This window comes from Modestobacter sp. L9-4 (assembly GCF_019112525.1).
In the GTDB taxonomy this organism is placed as follows: domain Bacteria; phylum Actinomycetota; class Actinomycetes; order Mycobacteriales; family Geodermatophilaceae; genus Modestobacter.
The window spans coordinates 1,936,004-1,950,625 of record NZ_CP077800.1 but is presented as its reverse complement, the minus strand read 5'-3'; the positions used below and the strand labels follow the sequence as shown (position 1 = coordinate 1,950,625).

The 14,622-nt window shown below is 75.7% G+C and carries 15 protein-coding genes; 7 read left to right on the top strand and 8 right to left on the bottom strand.

Annotated elements, in window-relative coordinates; genetic code table 11:
* A complete protein-coding gene (locus KUM42_RS09205; RefSeq protein WP_237496461.1) occupies window positions 1–579 on the bottom strand; it encodes a YdeI family protein in 579 nt (192 codons plus the stop codon).
* A gap of 131 nt (window positions 580–710) precedes the next feature.
* Between KUM42_RS09205 and KUM42_RS09200 the strand changes: the two genes are divergently transcribed.
* From KUM42_RS09200 to KUM42_RS09185, 4 genes are read left to right on the top strand one after another with little or no spacing between them, the layout of a single operon-like run.
* Window positions 711–1,466 carry a histidine phosphatase family protein gene (locus KUM42_RS09200; RefSeq protein WP_237496460.1) on the top strand — a complete coding sequence of 252 codons (756 nt, stop codon included), beginning with the start codon at window positions 711–713 and terminating at the stop codon, window positions 1,464–1,466.
* A complete protein-coding gene (locus KUM42_RS09195; protein ID WP_237496459.1) occupies window positions 1,447–2,337 on the top strand; it encodes an NAD(P)H-hydrate dehydratase in 891 nt (296 codons plus the stop codon). The genes KUM42_RS09200 and KUM42_RS09195 overlap by 20 nt, the downstream gene beginning before the upstream one ends.
* Window positions 2,338–2,341: 4 nt before the next feature.
* Window positions 2,342–2,830 carry a hypothetical protein gene (locus tag KUM42_RS09190; RefSeq protein WP_237496458.1) on the top strand — a complete coding sequence of 163 codons (489 nt, stop codon included), beginning with the start codon at window positions 2,342–2,344 and terminating at the stop codon, window positions 2,828–2,830.
* Between the two features lie 55 nt (window positions 2,831–2,885).
* Window positions 2,886–3,563 carry a sigma factor-like helix-turn-helix DNA-binding protein gene (locus KUM42_RS09185; protein WP_237496457.1) on the top strand — a complete coding sequence of 226 codons (678 nt, stop codon included), beginning with the start codon at window positions 2,886–2,888 and terminating at the stop codon, window positions 3,561–3,563.
* A gap of 55 nt (window positions 3,564–3,618) precedes the next feature.
* Here KUM42_RS09185 and KUM42_RS09180 read toward each other — a convergent pair whose 3' ends face one another.
* Window positions 3,619–4,725 (bottom strand): acyl-CoA desaturase, encoded by a 1,107-nt coding sequence (locus tag KUM42_RS09180; protein WP_237496456.1) that lies wholly within the window; start codon window positions 4,723–4,725, stop codon window positions 3,619–3,621.
* A gap of 172 nt (window positions 4,726–4,897) precedes the next feature.
* The gene (locus KUM42_RS09175; protein WP_237496455.1) at window positions 4,898–5,956 is read right to left on the bottom strand and encodes a low specificity L-threonine aldolase; all 1,059 of its coding nucleotides are present in this window, start codon (window positions 5,954–5,956) and stop codon (window positions 4,898–4,900) included.
* Between the two features lie 33 nt (window positions 5,957–5,989).
* Here KUM42_RS09175 and KUM42_RS09170 point away from each other — a divergent pair, with 33 nt between their 5' ends.
* The gene (locus KUM42_RS09170) at window positions 5,990–7,018 is read left to right on the top strand and encodes an alcohol dehydrogenase catalytic domain-containing protein (RefSeq protein WP_237496454.1); all 1,029 of its coding nucleotides are present in this window, start codon (window positions 5,990–5,992) and stop codon (window positions 7,016–7,018) included.
* A 4-nt stretch (window positions 7,019–7,022) separates the two neighbouring features.
* On the opposite strand, the gene KUM42_RS09165 is transcribed toward KUM42_RS09170, so the two are convergent.
* A complete protein-coding gene (locus tag KUM42_RS09165) occupies window positions 7,023–7,604 on the bottom strand; it encodes a hypothetical protein (protein WP_237496453.1) in 582 nt (193 codons plus the stop codon).
* Window positions 7,601–8,524 carry a mechanosensitive ion channel family protein gene (locus tag KUM42_RS09160; RefSeq protein WP_237496452.1) on the bottom strand — a complete coding sequence of 308 codons (924 nt, stop codon included), beginning with the start codon at window positions 8,522–8,524 and terminating at the stop codon, window positions 7,601–7,603. Before KUM42_RS09160 ends, KUM42_RS09165 begins: the two co-directional genes overlap by 4 nt.
* Window positions 8,525–8,795: 271 nt before the next feature.
* On the opposite strand from KUM42_RS09160, the gene KUM42_RS09155 reads away from it, so the two are divergent.
* Window positions 8,796–10,361 (top strand): methyl-accepting chemotaxis protein, encoded by a 1,566-nt coding sequence (locus tag KUM42_RS09155; protein WP_370629347.1) that lies wholly within the window; start codon window positions 8,796–8,798, stop codon window positions 10,359–10,361.
* Between the two features lie 66 nt (window positions 10,362–10,427).
* Here KUM42_RS09155 and KUM42_RS09150 read toward each other — a convergent pair whose 3' ends face one another.
* From KUM42_RS09150 to KUM42_RS09140, 3 genes are read right to left on the bottom strand one after another with little or no spacing between them, the layout of a single operon-like run.
* Window positions 10,428–11,246, bottom strand: a complete 819-nt coding sequence (locus tag KUM42_RS09150; RefSeq protein ID WP_237496450.1) for an ABC transporter ATP-binding protein — start codon at window positions 11,244–11,246, stop codon at window positions 10,428–10,430.
* Window positions 11,243–12,334, bottom strand: coding sequence for an iron chelate uptake ABC transporter family permease subunit (locus KUM42_RS09145; RefSeq protein WP_237496449.1), 1,092 nt, complete (start codon window positions 12,332–12,334; stop codon window positions 11,243–11,245). Before KUM42_RS09145 ends, KUM42_RS09150 begins: the two co-directional genes overlap by 4 nt.
* Entirely contained in the window at window positions 12,331–13,392 is a 1,062-nt protein-coding gene (locus KUM42_RS09140; protein WP_237496448.1) for an iron ABC transporter permease, read from the bottom strand. Before KUM42_RS09140 ends, KUM42_RS09145 begins: the two co-directional genes overlap by 4 nt.
* A gap of 153 nt (window positions 13,393–13,545) precedes the next feature.
* Between KUM42_RS09140 and KUM42_RS09135 the strand changes: the two genes are divergently transcribed.
* Window positions 13,546–14,577, top strand: coding sequence for an endonuclease/exonuclease/phosphatase family protein (locus KUM42_RS09135; RefSeq protein WP_237496447.1), 1,032 nt, complete (start codon window positions 13,546–13,548; stop codon window positions 14,575–14,577).
* Window positions 14,578–14,622: the final 45 nt, after the last annotated feature.

Below are 14,622 nucleotides of genomic sequence, written 5' to 3'. Positions count from 1 at the left end.
TCAGTGGATCCGGCGGCCCTCGGCGAGCATCGTGACCAGCGCGGCGACCCGTGTCGCCCGGGTCTGCGGCGTCGCGGCGGTGTGCACCCGCCAGAGCACCGAGTACCGGTTCGTGCCGTCGAGCGCGGCGAAGGCGGCAGCCGCCGCGGGCTCGGCGGCCAGCGCCGCCGCCAGGTCGTCGGGCACCGTGATGGTCGCGGGGCCGGCGTAGGCGCGGTCCCACCGCCCGTCGGCCTGCGCCGCCTCCACCGCCGCGAGGCCGGCCGGGCGCATCCGGCCGTCGGCGACCAGCCGGGCCACGCTGGCCACGTTCTTCTGCGACCACACGCTCCTCGCCCGCCGCGGGGTGTACCGCACGGTGAACCAGACGTCGTCCACGCGGTTGCCGCGACCGTCGATCCAGCCGTGACACAGCGCCACCTCCACCGCCTCCGGCGCGGTGATCGAGGGGATGCCGGAGGCCTTCCTCGCCATCAGCACGAACAGCCCGGGAGCCCGGTCGTGCTCGGCGTCGAGCCAGGCGTCGAACTCCGCGGGCGTGGCGAACGCCCGCCGCTCGAACGTGCTCTCGTCGGCCACCCCGTCATGGTCGGTACCGGCCGGGGCGCCGTCCAGCCCCCGGTTCGCGGTTTCGCGGCGGAGCTGATCGGCTAGCCCCGAACGGACGGCGCCCAGCAGCGGGCGCCGCGACGACGGACGGGGACGACGCGATGGCACGGGCACCGGGTCCGAGTGCGCTGTGGCTGGTGCGCCACGGCGAGAGCATCGGCAACCTGGCCGACGCGCAGGCGTACCGCAGCGGCGCCGACCGGCTCACCCTCGACGTCCGCGACCCCGACGTCCCGCTGTCGCCCACCGGTGAGCAGCAGGCCGACGCGCTCGGCGCCTGGCTGGCCCGGCTGCCGGAGGAACAGCAGCCGACCACCGTGCTGAGCTCGCCGTTCGCGCGCGCGGCCGGCACCGCCCGGCGCGCGGTCGACGCCAGCGGGCTGGACCTCACGATCCGGTACGACGAGCGGCTGCGGGAGCGCGACTTCGGCGTCTTCGACGGCATGACCCGCGAGGGCATCCGGGCCGAGTACCCCGAGGAGGCGCGCCGCCGCGACCTGCTCGGCAAGTTCTACTACCGGCCGCCGGGCGGCGAGAGCTGGGCCGACGTGGCGCTGCGCATCCGCAGCCTGCTGGCCACCGAGGCGCTGCGGCACGACGGCGAGCGGCTCATGTGCGTCTCCCACCAGGCCGTGGTCATGGTGTTCCGGTACGTCCTCGAGGAGCTGTCGGAGCCCCAGCTGCTGGAGATCGACCGCGCGGAACAGGTCGCCAACACGTCCGTGACCCGCTACGACCTGACCGGGACCGGGGCGTTCGCCCTGGCCGGCTTCAACGGCGTCGAGCACCTGCTCGACGCCGGCCCGGGCGACGGCGCCCCCGTGACCGAGGAGACCGATGTCCCGTCCCCAGCCTGAGCCCACCCTGGTCACCCCGCCGGTGCTCCGCAGCTGGCCGCTGCCCGAGCCCACCGGGGGCAAGGAGTCGCGCGGGTCGATCCTGGTCATCGGCGGCAGCACCGAGACCCTCGGCGCGGTGACGCTGGCCGCCGAGGCCGCGCTGCGCTCGGGGGCGGGGAAGCTGCAGGTCGTCGTCCCGTCGAAGGTCGCGCCGCACATCTCCATCGCGCTGCCCGAGGCGCTGGTGCGCGGCGTCCCCTCGACCGAGGAGGGGGCCATCCGCGGCGACGCGGCCGACCTGGTGCTGGACCTGGTCCGGTCGGCGTCCGCGGTGCTCATCGGCCCCGGCATGGCCGACGAGCCGCAGACCCGGGAGCTCGTGGAGCGGCTGCTGCCGGAGCTGGACGGGCCGCTCGTGCTCGACGCCCTCGGTCTGGCCGCCGTCACCGCCGACCCCAGCTGCCTGCACCGGCTGGAGGGCCGCGTCGTCCTCACCCCGAACCCGACCGAGCTGGCGATCGCCCTGCACGTCGACGCCGACGAGATCGACGAGGACCCGGCCGGCTCGGCCCGCCGCCTCGCCGAGCAGGCGCACGCCGTCGTCGGCCTGGGCGGGGCCACCAGCTGGGTCGCCGACCCCGACGGCCGGCTGTGGCAGGACGAGAGCGGGGGCGCGGGACTGGGCGTCTCCGGCTCCGGCGACGTGCGCGCCGGGGTGACCGCCGGGCTGCTCGCCCGCGGGGCCGAGCCGGCGCAGGCCGCCGTCTGGGCCTCCTACCTGCACGGCCGCGCGGGGGAGCGGCTGGCCGCCTCGGTCGGCCGGCTGGGCTTCCTGGCCCGCGAGCTGCCGCTGCAGGTCCCGCAGATCATCGCCGAGATCTCGCTCTGACCCGATGAGCGATGCGGAACTGCGCCGGCTGGTCGGGTGGACGGTCGAGGACCCGCCGCCGGAGGCCCGGGCCGGCCGGCTGCTGGGCGGGGTGTTCCGGGCGGTCTCCACGGTGATGACCCTGGGCGCCGACGCCGCGCTCGGCGCCCGCCCGCCGAGCTGGTCGGTGCCCGCCGACCCGGGCGGCTACCTGGACCTCGGCGTCCTGGAGCTCCGGTGGCCGGACTCCGCACCGGCCGAGCCCGTGCAGGCCACGCGGGACGCCGTCTGGGCGACCGCGGCGGGCCGGCCCGCCCGGCAGCTGCCGGTCGGGACCTGGCAGGTGGTGCGGGCGGTGCCCGGCGGCGGGTCGCGGCGACCGCGGCAGTCGACGTCGCCCTGGCGGCTGGAGCTCACCGACGGCTCGGGGACCGGGTCACTGACCGGGGCCTGGCTGGCACTGGCCTGGGTCGGGCACCTGGCCGGCTGGCCCGAGCCGACCACCGGCAGCTGACCTGCGGGCCGTCGTGGGTGACGATGGAGACCCACGACGGCGGGAGGGGCGGGCGATGGGCACCACCGACGACGGCTCGTTCGCGGCCTTCGTGGCCGATCAGGCCCCCGCCCTGGTGCACACCGCGGTCCTGCTCACCGGCGACCCGACCGAGGGCGCCGAGCTCGCCGCAGCCGCGCTGGGCACCGTCCGCCGGCACTGGGACGAGCTGCCCGCCGCCGACCGGGCCGACGCCGCCCGTCGCGCCCTGCTGGCCGAGCACCCACGCTGGCACCGGCGCACCCAGCGGCGCGAGGCGGTGGCGGCCACGCCGCTGCTGCGCGGGCTGTCGCTGGCCCCGGTCCCGCCCCCGCCGGTGCGCGGCGCGCTGACGACCGCACTGGGCCGGCTGCCCGCACAGCAGCGGGCCGCACTCGTCCTGCGTCTCGGGGACGGGCGGTCGGTACAGGAGACGGCGGCCGAGCTCGGCGTCCCGCAGGAGACCGTGGCCCCCGACGTCCTGCGCGGCCTGGACCGGGTCGAGGAGCTGCTGCCCGCCGACGACCGGCCGGCCGGCGGGGTGGAGGCGGCGCTGCGCACGCACCTCGCCGGCCGCCGCACCGCCGTGCCCGCGGACTTCCTGGCCGCCGTGCTGGACGGCGTCAGCACCCAGCGCCGGCACTGGACCGCGCTGGCCACGGTGGCCGCCTTCTTCGTGCTCGTCGTCGTCCTGGTCCTGCTGACCACCCGCTGACGCACGACGGCCCGGCTCCCCTGGGGGGACCGGGCCGTCGGGTCGAGCGGGGCGTTCAGTTGCGGGTCGCGGCCACCAGCGGGCAGGTGAACGGGTCGCGCTCGGCGATGCCCACCCGGTTCAGGTACCGGACGACCTGGCGGTAGGAGCCGACCAGCGAGGTCTCGGTGTAGCTGATCCCGTGCTTCGCACAGTGCGCGCGCACCAGCGGCTGGGCCTTCTTCAGGTTCGGCCGCGGCATGCTCGGGAAGAGGTGGTGCTCGATCTGGTAGTTCAGGCCGCCCATCATGAAGTCGGTGACCCGGCCGCCGCGGATGTTGCGGGACATGAGCACCTGACGACGCAGGAAGTCGACCTTGGCGTTCTTCGGGACGATCGGCATGCCCTTGTGGTTGGGCGCGAACGACCCGCCCATCAGCAGACCGAACACGGCCTGCTGGACGACGATGAAGGCCAGCCCCAGCACCGGCGGCATGATCAGGAAGACGGCCACGACGTAGGCCACCAGCCGGACGGCGATGATCGCCAGCTCGAGACGACGCCGCGGCATCGTCTTCTCCTTGATCAGCGTCGCGATGCTGTTGGCGTGCAGCGCGGTGCCCTCGAAGCCCAGCAGCGGGAAGAACGCCCAGCCCTGGTGCCGGGTGAACCAGCCGCGCAGGCCGGTCATCCGCTCGGCGGCGTCGTCGGGGGTGAAGGCGAGGACGTTGGACACGATGTCCGGGTCCTTGGCCATCTGGTTCGGCGCGTTGTGGTGCCGGTTGTGCTTCTGCATCCACCAGCCGTAGCCGATGCCGGTGATCCCGCAGGAGAGCACCCGGGCCGACCACTCGTTGACCGAGTGCGACCCGAACGCCTGCCGGTGGGCGGTGTCGTGGCCGAAGAAGGCGAACTGGGTGAGCACCAGGGACAGCACCACGGCCAGGCCGAGCTGCCACCACGAGTCGCCGAGGGCCACGATGCCGACCCAGGTGGCGACGAACGCCAGAGCGGTCAGCGCGATCGTGACCACGTACCAGCCGCGCCGTCGGTTCAGCAGTCCGGCGTCCTTCACCTGCTGCGAGAGCTCGGCGTAGACGCTCACCTGACGGTCACGGGTGCGCTCGGGACGGGGCTCCCGGGCGGGGGGAGGCGTGGAGCCCTCCAGAGTCGATGCGGTCATCTGTTCTCTCTGCTGGGTCCCGGGCTGCTCCGGGGTGGTGCCGGCGACCGGCGACGACGGGGGACCGCGCTACGTCTGGATGGAGCACCGCGTGCGGTCGACGGTATGCGACGACCGCACCCCCTGCCACGCGAGGCCCACCCCGCCGGAGACGGTCCCGGCGCGCAACCAGTCAGCGGGCCAGCGCGGCCACGGCGTCCCGGATCTCGGCGACCGACAGCGCCGTCGTCGCGTCGCCGATCGAGAACTCCACCCGCTGCACGGCCGGGTCGCCGGTGGGCATCGCGCGCTCCCACGTCCACAGCCCCTGCTCGGCCAGGGCGCGGACGGCGGCGGTGAACCGCTCGGGGGTGGTGCGCAGCAGCAGGTGCAGCATCGGCGTCTGCGGCGGGTCGGGCACCACGGTCACCCCGGGCAGGTCGCGCACCGCGGCGGCGATCTCGCGGGCGCGCTCGAGGTAGCCGCCGAACAGCGGCAGCCGGCGGCGCAGACAGGTCAGCGCCGAGGCCGCCCCGGGCCACATGCCGAACAGCGTGCCGCCCATCCGGCTGCGCCACTCGCGCACCTCGGCGACGACGTCCTCGGGTCCGGCCAGGGCACACCCGGCCAGCGCGCCGATGCCCTTGTAGAAGCTGACGTACGTGGTGTCGAACAGCGCCGCGACCTCGGCCGGCGGGCGGCCGTAGCCGGCGGCGGCCTCCCACAGCCGCGCGCCGTCGAGGTGCACCGCAGCACCCCGGTCGCGGGCCCAGGCGGTCTGCGCGACCAGGTCCTCCCACGCCGGCAGCTGCCCGCCCAGGTCGCGTTGCGGCAGTTCCAGCAGCAGCGCCGCCGGCGGCTCGGCGACGGCCTCGAGGTCGGCGAGGGCGAGCAGCCGGTCGCGGTGCCCGGCCGGGCGGCCCTGCAGCCCCTGCAGCCGTTCCAGCGCCCGCCCCTCGTGCACCTCCAGGTGGCACTGCGGGTGGTAGACGACGGTCTGCCGGGCGCGCCGGGCGGCGTGCACCCGCAGCACCGCCTGCTGGGCCATCGTGCCGCTGGGCAGGTACACCGCGGCGGGCTGGCCGAGCAGCGCGGCGACCTCGGCCTCCAGCTCGGCCACCACCCCGCCGGCGCCGTAGCGGTCGACCGCGGTGTCGGGGGGCACGGTGGCCAGCAGGTCGGCGGCGGTCTGCGGACCGTGCCCGGCCAGCGCGCGGTCGCAGGACTGCCGGAGGGCGGTGAGGTCGTCCACGCGGTCAGTCTGCCCCTGGGGCACCCTGTCGGGGTGCGCGCGCTGGTGTTCGAGGAGTTCGGTGGTCCGCTCGGCGTCCGGGCGGTGCCCGACCCCACGCCGTCCCGGGACGGGGTGGTCGTCGAGGTCGGCGCCAGCGGGATCTGCCGCAGCGACTGGCACGGCTGGCTCGGCCACGACCCGGACGTCGTCCTGCCGCACGTGCCCGGCCACGAGCTCGCCGGCACCGTCGCCGCGGTCGGCGACCGGGTGCGCACCTGGGCGGTCGGCGACCGGGTGACGGTTCCGTTCGTCTGCGCCTGCGGGCACTGCGGGCCCTGCCGCGAGGGCGCCCGCCAGGTCTGTGCGAACCAGACCCAGCCCGGCTTCACGCACTGGGGCTCGCTGGCGCAGTACGTGGCGCTGGAGGCCGCCGACGTCAACCTGGTGGCGCTGCCCGAGGGCATGCCCGTCGCCACCGCCGCCAGCCTGGGCTGCCGGTTCGCCACCGCCTACCGCGCGGTGACCGGGGTCGGGCAGGTGCGGCCGGGGGAGTGGGTGGCCGTGCACGGCTGCGGCGGCGTGGGGCTGTCCGCCGTCCAGGTCGCGGTCGCCGCCGGGGCGCGGGTGGTCGCCGTCGACGTCGCCCCCGGCGCGCTGGAGCTGGCCCGCGCCTTCGGTGCCGAGCACGTGGTGACCGGCACCGGTGACGTCCCCGCCGAGGTGGCCGAGCTGACCGGCGGCGGGGCGCACGTCTCCCTCGACGCCCTCGGCGCGGCCGTCACCTGCCTCAACTCGATCCACAGCCTGCGCCGGCGCGGCCGGCACGTGCAGGTCGGGTTGCTGCCCCCCGCGCTGGGCCGCCCGGAGGTCCCGATGGAGCTGGTGATCGCCCGCGAGCTCGCGGTGCTCGGCAGCCACGGCATGGCCGCGGCCGACTACCCGGCCATGCTCTCCCTCATCGCCGCGGGGCGGCTGCACCCCGAGCGGCTGGTGACCTCCGAGCTGGACCTGGCCGACGCCGGGGCCGCGCTCGCCGCGATCGGCCGCGAGCCGGGGATCGCCGTCGTCACCTCGTTCTGAGGCGTCAGCCGGTGGGGTCGGCGGTGCCCGTCGGCGCGGTCGGCACCGCGGTGCGCGCCGGGGTGCCCTCGTCCTCGTCGGCGGTCGACGTGGGAACCGCCGAGGTCGACGGGGCCCGCGTGCTCGTCGTCGTCCGGGTGGCCGAGGGGGTCGACGTCGGTGCCGCGCTGCTGCGGGTGGGCGGCGCGGAGGTCTCCGCGTCCGTCGTGGTCGGCGGGGCGGAGGTCCCCGTCGGCGTCGCCGGCGTGGGTGAGGCCGGCTCGCGGGTGGCCGGCGCCGGTGCGGTCGAGGTGGGCCGCGCCTCGCTGGGGATGGCGGAGTTCGGCACGCTGACCGTCTGCCCGCTGGGCAGCACCACCGGCGTCATCCCGGTGTCCCGGGTGGGCAGCAGGGCGTTCAGCCCGCCCAGGAGCACGAACAGTGCGCCGATGACCAGCGTGGAGCTCCGGGCGCGGCCGATCCGGGCCGGGATGCGGCGGTGCCAGGTGTAGCTGCGGCGGGTCGCCGGCGACGTGGTGACCGAGGGCTGCTCGACCGTCGGCTGCGGCAGCACCGTGGTGGGCACCTCGTCGGGCGGCCGGGTCACGCGGCGCCCCCGCTGCGCGCCCGGTCCTCGGCCAGCGCCTCGTCCCGGACGTCGTCCTCGGTCGAGGTGGCCCGCAGCGAGACGCCCTCGCGGGACAGCGCCAGCGCCACCCGGGCGCGCAGGTCACGGCCGACCTCGAACTGCTTGCCCGGCAGGGTGCGGGCCACGATCCGCAGGTTCACCTCGTCCAGGGCCAGGCTCTCCACGCCCATCACGCTCGGGGCGTCGAGCAGCAGCCGGTGCAGCCGGGCGTCGGCGAAGGCACGCTCACCCACCTCGCGCAGCACCTGCTGCACCCGGTTGACGTCGGAGGAGGCCGGCACCGGGACGTCGACGACGGCGCGCGCCCAGTCGCGGGAGAGGTTGACGACCTTCACGATCTGCCCGTTGGGCACGATCACGACCTCGCCGTTCACCGAGCGCAACCGGGTGATCCGCAGGTTGACGTCCTCGACGGTGCCCTCGGCCGGGTCGCCACCGCCGACCACCTGGATCGCGACCACGTCGCCGAAGCCGTACTGACGCTCGGTGATCAGGAAGAACCCGGCCAGCACGTCGCCGACGACGCGCTGGGCGCCGAAGCCCAGGCCAACGCCCAGCACGGTGGCCGGCGCGACGAGGCCGGTGACCGGCAGGCCCAGGGTGTCGAGCACGAAGATGACCGTGACCGACCAGATCAGCACGATCGCCGCCCAGGTGAGCACCTGGGTCAGCGAGTGCCGGTGCTTGGCGGCCTCGGAGCGCACGAGGGCGTCGGAGCCGGTCGCCGCGGCGTCGATCCGGTCGGTGATCCGCTGCCCCGTCCAGCTCACCAGCCGGGCCAGCAGGACCGCGCCCAGGACGATCAGCAGGGCGTTCAACCCCGGTCCGCGCACCCAGTAGAGGGCGTCGGTGACCGGGCCAGCGGCGAGCACGTCCATCGCCGTCCAGTGTGGCCTGCGGCGGCGTCCGGTGCGACGGCGGGGTGCGTGCTGACGGTCACGGATGGTGACGGCGGGTGGCCGGAGGCGGACGCGTGGGGCGGAAGGGGCCCCACACGGCGCCCGGCTCAAGCAGTTGCCCCGTGCGGACGATGCAGAGGGGGAACCTGACACCCAGGCCACGCCCCGACCCCGGAGCAGCACGATGCCGACCGCCGAACTCCCCACTGCCCCGACTGCGCGCCCCCGCGCGTGGTGGGGTGACCGGTCGGTGGCCACCAAGGTGCTCACCGCGGTCGGCGCCGCCTCGGCCGTCGCCCTGGTCATCGGGGTCACCGGGCTCCACGCGCTGGCCGGCGAGGCCGAGACCAGCGAGCGGATGTACGCCGAGGACGTGCTGGGCATCGACGGGGTCTCCGCGCTGATCGGCGACGTGCAGCGCGTCGCGGTCGCCCAGCGGGACGCCGTCCTGGCCGACACCCCGGCCGAGACCACCGCCGCCCTGGACCGGGTCACCGCGGCCCGCACCGACTTCGACGCCGACCTGCAGGCCTTCCTCGCCCTGGACCACCCCGCGGCGACCGAGCAGGCGCTCGGCGACATCTCCGCCGCGTTCGGTCAGGCCCGCGACGTCGAGGACACCCTCCTCACCTCCCTCGCCCAGCAGCACGACCAGCCCGGCTGGCTCGCCGTGCACGAGGCCCAGGTCGCCCCGCTGTTCGACCAGGCGCTCACCGGCCTGGCCGACCTGGAGCAGCTGGAGAGCGCCGACGCCGCCGCGAGCGCGCAGGCCGCCGCCGCCGAGAGCGCCTCCACCCGCACGTTCTCCCTCGTCGTCCTGGTCGTCGGCATCCTGCTGGCGCTGACGGTCGGGCTGCTCATCGCCCGCAGCATCGCCCGCAAGGTCCGCCGGGTCGAGGAGGTCGCCGAGGCGCTCGCCACCGGCGACCTGACCCGCACCACCGGGCTCACCAGCCGCGACGAGCTGGGCCGGATGGGCACCGCGATCGACGAGGCGATGGGCCGGCTGCGCGCCGTCATGAGCCTGGTCGTGGACTCCTCCGCCACGGTCGCCGCCTCCGCCGAGGAGCTGTCGGCCTCGGCCGCGCAGATCTCCGCGTCGGCGGAGGAGACCAGCGTGCAGGTCGGCGTCGTCTCCGCAGCCGCCGAGGAGGTCTCCCGCAGCGTGAGCACGGTCTCCGCGGGCGCCGAGGAGATGAACGCCGCGATCCTGGAGATCTCCCGCAGTGCCACCGAGGCGGCCCAGGTCGCGGCCACCGCCGTCGCGGAGGCGGCGACCACCAACGCCACCGTGGTCGCGCTCGGCGACTCCTCCCGCGAGATCGGCGAGGTCGTCAAGGTCATCACCTCGATCGCCGCCCAGACCAACCTGCTCGCGCTCAACGCCACCATCGAGGCCGCCCGGGCCGGTGAGGCCGGCAAGGGCTTCGCCGTGGTCGCCAACGAGGTCAAGGAGCTGTCCCAGGAGACCGCCAAGGCCACCGAGGACATCGCCCGCCGGGTCGACGCCATCCAGGGCGACACCGCGGGTGCCGTCAGCGCGATCGGCCGGATCTCGCAGATCATCGGTTCGATCAACGACTTCCAGCTGACCATCGCCAGCGCGGTCGAGGAGCAGACCGCGACCACCGCCGAGATGTCGCGGTCGATCCAGGAGGGGGCCACCGGCACCGAGGAGATCGCGGCCAACGTCACCGGCGTCTCCCAGGCCGCCGAGCAGACCAACCAGGCGCTGAGTCAGACCCGCATCGCCGTCGACGAGCTCTCCCGCCTGGCCAGCGACCTCCGCGGCGCCGTCACCCACTTCACCTACTGATGGACGAAGGACCCCCTCGCCCCCCACCACGAGCAAGCTCGCGGCGGGGCCCTGCGAGGGGGCCGGTCAGCGCTTGAGGCGGCGGACGGGGACCACCATCGGGGTGCCGGTGACCGGGTCGGGGACGACGCGGGCCTCCAGCTCGAACACCTCGGCCAGCAGCTGCTCGGTCAGCACCTCCGCCGGCGTCCCGGAGGCCACCAGGACGCCGTCCTTCATCGCCACCAGCCGCTGCGCGTAGCGGGCCGCCAGGTTCAGGTCGTGCAGGACGACGGCGACGGTGCGGCCGCGCTCGGTGTGCAGCCGGGCGATGAGCTCCAGGACGTCGACCTGGTGGGCGAGGTCGAGATAGGTGGTGGGCTCGTCGAGCAGCAGCAGGTCGGTGCCCTGGGCCAGTGCCATCGAGATCCAGGCCCGCTGCCGCTGCCCACCCGACAGCGCGTCCACGGGTGCGTCGGCGAGGTCGGCCATGTCGGTCCAGGTCAGCGCCTCGGTGACCACCGCCTCGTCGTCGCTGGACCACTGCCGCAGCCAGCTCTGGTGCGGGTGCCGGCCGCGGGCGACCAGGTCGGCCACGGTGAGGCCCTCGGGCGCCAGCGGGGTCTGCGGCAGCATGCCCAGCACCTTGGCGACCTCGCGGGTGGACTGCGAGGTGATGGCCCGGCCGTCGAGCAGCACGCTGCCCCCGGTCGGGCGCAGCAGCCGGCCCAGCGCGCGCAGCAACGTGGACTTGCCGCAGCCGTTGGGGCCGACGATCGCGGTGAACGACCCGTCGGTGAGCTCCAGGTCCAGGTCGTCGACGACGACCTTGTCGCCGTAGGCCAGCCGGACGCGGTCCGCGGCCAGGCGCACCTGGGCGGTGCGGGGGGTGTCGAGTGCGGTCACAGGGTGGATCGCCGCCTTCCGCGGACCAGCAGCCAGAGCAGATAGGGGGCGCCGACGACCGCGGTGACGACCCCGACGGGGAACGTCTCGGGCAGCGCGGTGCGGGCGACGAGGTCGCTGGCGGTGAGCAGCAGCGCCCCGAGCAGGCCGGAGGTGAGCAGTGGTGGCCGGGAGCCGCCGGTCAGCCGGACGGCGATCTGCGGCACGACCAGCGCGACGAACTGGACGGGCCCGGCCGCCGACACGGCGAACGCGGCCAGCCCGACCGCGACCAGCACGACGGCGAGCTGGGCCAGCGGCACCCGCACGCCCAGCGCCCGCGCCGTCTCGTCGCCGAACTGCAGCACGTTCAGCACCCGGGTCATGGCCAGCGCGGCGGGAAGCAGCACCACCAGCGCGATCAACAGCGGTCGGGCCTGGTCCCACCCGCGGCCGTTGAGCGAGCCGGTGAGCCACACGTTGGCGGCGGCGGCGTCGAACAGCGTGCTGCGGGTGAGCAGGTAGGACACCACCGCCTGGGCCATCGCCGACAGCCCCACCCCGACCAGCACCAGCCGGTAGCCGTCGATGCCCGACTGCCAGGCCAGCCCGAAGATCAGCCCGGCCATGACCAGCCCGCCGAGCAGCGCGGCCGCCGGCACCCCGAGCCCGCCCAGCGTGCCGACCGCGGTGGTGCCGCCGCCGGCCACGACCACCGCGACCGCGCCGATCGCCGCGCCGCCGGTCACGCCGAGCACGTCGGGGCTGGCCAGCGGGTTGCGGGCGAAGGTCTGGATCAGCGCGCCGGAGACCCCCAGCGCGAGCCCGACCAGCACGGCGACGGCGATCCGCGGTGCGCGCAGCTCGAGCACGATGAACCGTGCGGTGTCGTCACCAGCGCCGACCAGCGTGCCCAGCACCCCGGGCACGCTGATCGGGTAGTCACCGCGCCCCAGGCTGAGCGCCGCGACCAGCACCAGCAGCAGGGCCACCAGCACCGGCACGACCAGCGAGCGGCGGCGGTAGGTGGCCGACACCGGGCCCACGCGCAGCGTCCGCCGCGGTCGCGCGTGGGACTCCGGGGTGCGGGTGGGCGCGGCCAGGCTCACAGCTGCACCAGCCGGCGCCGGCGCACCAGGGCGATGAAGAACGGCGTCCCGACGACGGCCAGCACGATGCCCACCTGCAGCTCACCGGGGCGGGCGACGACCCGGCCGAGGACGTCGGCCAGCAGCAGGGCGATGACGCCGAGCAGCGCGGACGCCGGGACCAGCCAGCGGTGGTCGGGGCCGGTGAACGCGCGGGCGACGTGCGGCACCACCAGCCCGACGAAGGCGATCGGCCCGCAGGCGGCGGTGGCCCCGCCGGCCAGCAGCGTGATCGCGGCCAGCCCGACCGTGCGGGCCAGCCACACCCGCTGGCCCAGGCCCCGGGCGACGTCCTCACCGAGCCCCAGCAGGTTCAGCGCCGGGGCGTTGACCACCGCGAGCACCAGCCCGACGACGACGAACGGCGCGACCTGGGCGACCACGGTGGCGTCGCGGCCGGCGAGGGCGCCGACGATCCAGAAGCGGTAGGCGTCCAGCGTGCTCGACTCGCGGATGGTGATCGACTGGACCAGCGCGAACATCAGGTAGGTCAGCGCCGACCCGGCCAGCGCCAGGCTGACCGGGGTGGCCCCGCCGCGGCCCACGGAGCCGATCGCGAAGACCGCGACGCTGGCCAGCAGCGCCCCGGCCAGGGCGGGCCAGATGTAGGCGCTGGGGGTGCTCAGGCCGAGCAGCGAGATCGACAGGACGACGGCGAACGAGGCCCCCGCGGTGACGCCCAGCAGGCCGGGGTCGCCCAGCGGGTTGCGCGTGTGGCCCTGCATCAGCGCCCCGGAGGCGCCCAGCGCGAGACCGGCGAGCACGCCCAGCAGCGTGCGCGGCACCCGCAGCTGGCGCACGATCACCGTCTCGTCGCCGGGGGTGGCGGGGTCCAGCAGTGCGTGCCAGACCGTGCCCAGCCCGATCGGGCGGGTGCCGACGCTGATGCTCAGCGCACAGACGGCGACCGCCAGCACGAGCAGCAGCCACAGGCCCAGTGCCCGGCTGCCGGTGCCCCGCAGCAGGCCGCGCCGGGGCGGTGCGTCCTGCGGGGGCCGGGGAGCCGTGCGCTGTGCCACGTGCGGCTCCTGGGGTACGGCGGACGGGCCTGACGAGATTGGGAAGGCTCACCTTACCCACCGGACCTGTCGACGGCGCCGGGGTGACCAAGGCAACTGCGCGGGAGCCGGGGATCGGTCCGGCGGGCGCCCGTCTCCCCGCACCATGGACGGGTGCTGCGACGCCTGACCCCGCCCGCCCGGCCGCGCTGGCTGCGGTGGAGCCTCGGGCTGGCCGTGGCGTACGGCCTGGTCGCGACGCTGGTGCTGCTGGCGGTGGCCGTCCTGCGCGACCGGACGGCGGTCACCTACACCGCCGCGCTGTTCTCCTTCTGGTGGCTGCTGCCCGCTCCCGCGCTGCTCGTGCTCGCCGTCGTCCTGCGCTCCTGGCGGGCGGTCGCCGCGGTCGCCGTCCCGGCCGTGGTGTGCGCGGTGCTGCAGGGGCCCTACCTGCTCAACCGGCTCCCGGGCGGGGAGTCCGCGCACGACCTGCGGGTGGCGACCTACAACCTGACCCAGACCGCGCCGCTGGACGGGCTGTACGCCCTGGTCCAGCGTGAGCAGCCCGACGTGCTGCTGCTGCAGGAGGTGACGGACCAGTCCCGCCCGGCGCTGGCGTCCCTGCCGGGCTACCCGTACAGCAGCTTCGGGCCGGTCAGCGGCACCTTCGAGCCCGACGGGGACGCCGTCGTGTCGAAGCTGCCCATCACCGGGACGGAGCAGGTGACCGGGCTGCCGGCCGGGGCCCGGCCCACCGCCCTGGTCACCCTCGACGCCGGTGGTCGCCGGCTCGCCGTCCTCTCGGTGCACCTGGCCTCGCCGTGCATCGGCTGCCTGCCGGAGAAGGAGTCCCTCAACCCGGCCGGGAGCACCAGCGAGGCCGCCCGGCTGCGGGTGGCCGAGGCCCGGCGCTACGGCGAGATCGCGGCCGGGCTGATCGCGCAGGGGCAGCCGGTGCTGCTCGGTGGCGACCTCAACTCCGCGCCGCTCAACCAGCCGCTGGGCGAGCTCGTCGACGCCGGGCTGGTCGACGTCCATCGGGCCGTGGGCACCTGGCCGGCACTGACCCGCGGGCCCGGCCCCGGGGTGGCTCGGGTGGACGCCGTCCTGGTCAGCGGGCTGGAGCCGGTGCGCAGCGTCGAGGGCGCCGCCGGCCCGAGCACGCACTCGCCGATCGTCGCGGACCTGGCCTGGCCCGGGGGCTGACCGTGCGTACCGTCGGGGGTCCGGGACGACGAGGTCCCGGACCCG